The sequence below is a fragment of the Tunicatimonas sp. genome (assembly GCF_049647865.1).
Classification (GTDB): domain Bacteria; phylum Bacteroidota; class Bacteroidia; order Cytophagales; family Cyclobacteriaceae; genus Tunicatimonas.
In genome coordinates this window covers 1-2,587 of the sequence record NZ_JBARYM010000323.1, presented here as the reverse complement: position 1 = coordinate 2,587, position 2,587 = coordinate 1, and the positions used below count along the sequence as shown (strand labels likewise).

General features: G+C 48.0%; 1 protein-coding gene and 1 pseudogene. Both read left to right on the top strand.

Going from position 1 to position 2,587, the window contains the following annotated elements; translation table 11 throughout:
• Nucleotides 1–421, top strand: a pseudogene (locus WBA23_RS09785) (dihydrodipicolinate synthase family protein); the annotation flags it as partial.
• Nucleotides 422–450: 29 nt separating this feature from the next.
• On the top strand, nucleotides 451–2,587 hold a 2,137-nt coding region (locus WBA23_RS09780), incomplete at its 3' end, for a SusC/RagA family TonB-linked outer membrane protein (protein WP_424582095.1).

Genomic DNA, 2,587 nt, shown 5'->3' with positions numbered 1-2,587 from the left:
TCTGGATATTGAACAAGTGAAAGCAAAAGTAGCTGCCGGAAAGGCATATAATTTTGGGCTGTACGATGCTTATCTGGTTCACGCGGTAGAATCACTAAAAGGTGGGTCAGCTGGGCTGTCCTGTATCCAGGGTAATTTCTTTCCCGAACTTATTGTCTGGCTGTGTCAAAACTACAATAACCCTCAACTGGAAATTGAAATAAGCAAGGTTCAGAATTTCCTGACCGACAATATGGAAATCATGCACACAATTTATCCTGTAACAGCGAAGTACTTTTTACAAAAACAAGACTTCAAAATCTCAACTTTTACCCGTCGGGAAACGGGCCTATTCTCGGCCAATATCAGAAAGGAGGTTGACTATTTATACGAAAACTACCGGCATCTGCAAGAAGAACTAATCCTCAATACTACTCAGTAATTCAATATTATGATTTAACTATTAAAACTATGGTACTAACACTTTACAATCGAAAGCTTTGTCAATCAGCTATCTTATTTGCGACTATTTTACTCGGGATGGGTAACGCCTGGGCCAGCGAACTGATTTCAGCTAATTCGGAGATCAGCAACCGAGCAGTCGTCGCGACTATTACCGGCCAAATAACTTCCTCCGAGGATGGTCAGGCCTTGCCGGGGGTAAACGTTATTGAGAAGAACACCCGTAACGGTACGATTACCGACATCGACGGACGTTACGCTATTCAGACTACTAGTGATAATGCGGTGCTGGTTATTTCTTTTGTTGGGTACCAAACCCAGGAGATTCCAATCAATGGGCGGAGCGTAGTAGATATTTCTTTAGCCGTAAGCTCTGAATCTCTCGAGGAAGTGATTGTAACTGCACTAGGAATTAAGCGGGAGGAACGCTCACTAGGCTATTCGGTGGCGGAAGTAGAAGGGCAGGAGCTGAGCCGGGTTGCTCAGGAAAATGTGCTGAACGGACTGGCGGGTAAAGTGCCCGGAGTTACTATTAACTCCACCGGAGCGGCGGGTTCTTCGGTCAGTATGGTCATCCGCGGAGCCACTTCTCTTAACGGTGATAATCAACCGCTATTTGTGATTGATGGCGTACCGGTAGCTAATACCCTAAATAATGTGAGCGAAGTGGGGCGTGACAATCGGGTGGACTACGGTAACGCCATATCGGATTTGAACCCCGCGAATATTGAGAGCATATCCATCCTAAAGGGTCCCAGTGCCGCTGCCCTCTACGGGTCCCGAGCGGGAAACGGGGTGGTACTGATTACCACCAAATCCGGTAGCGGGGTGGATCAGATGACTGTATCGGTTTCTTCCAATACCGTTTTTGACCGGCCTACCCAGTTTTTGGATATGAAACAGAACTTCGCGATGGGGGGACGAAGCTATACCCCGGATAACAATCCGTATTCCTTATTTAACTTACCACTGGTTATTTACAACCAGGACTTAACCGATGCATTTCCCATACTCGGTTCGTTAGTGATTCCGGCGGGAAATGGCCCGGAGCTCGACCGAGGCTACGATGCTATCCAGTGGAACAGCCCGCTGGACGAAAACGGTATTCCGCAGGCATTGCCGTTAGAATCGCACCCGGATAACGTGAGGAACTTCTTGCAAACCGGTATCGCTTCCAACAACGACATCGCTATTGCTAATAGCAACGAATGGATGAACTACCGACTGACTTATTCCAACATGAGCAGCCGAGGACTCATTCCTAATACCGATCTGTTCCGAAATTCGGTTGGCCTCAATTCTTCGGTGAAAGTTCACGAAAAGGTAGAGGTCAGCAGTAGTCTGAACTTCAACCGTAGTCACTCTAACAATCGTCCGGCGGGTAACCGAGGTTCCAATCCGCTGCAGTGGGCCTACGCCGTCACTCCCGATGTGGACATTCGCGATTTGGAAGACTACTGGGAGCCGGGCCGGGAAGGTATTCAACAGAGATCATTTTTGCCGGGCGAGGCAAATAACCCCTACTTTTTAGCGAATGAAATAGAGAATAGTTTTGTCCGGGACCGGTTCTTTGGTAACGTACGGGCCAACTGGCAGATTGCCCCTTCTTTCAGTATTACGGGACGAGTATCCATGGACCAATATACCGAGGAGCGGGAAACGAAAATGGCTCCCAGCTACACATTAGAACCCAACGGGGCTTACGGCATTATTGGGTTGACCCGACGAGAAAATAACAGCGACATACTGGCCACTTACTCCAAAGTGTTGGATCAGCTCAGTGTTTCAGTGTCGGCGGGAGGTAATATCCTGAACCAAAGCGGTAGAAACGTAAGGAATGCCACTCGGAGAAGAGGCGGGGGCTTGATTATTCCCGGTTTGTTTACACTGGATAACATCGCTCCGGAAAATCTGGATTACGGCAGCTCTATCTATGAGAAATCCATTTACAGTGTATATGGTTTAGCGACTTTCGGTTTCAGGGATATGATTTATCTGGACGTAACGGCTCGTAACGACTGGTCTAGCACCCTGCCTGAAGGAGAGAACTCCTACTTCTATCCTTCTGCCTCACTAAGTGTGTTGTTGAGTGAAATGGTCACCATACCGAACGTTGACCTGCTGAAGCTGAGAACCGGCTGGGCCC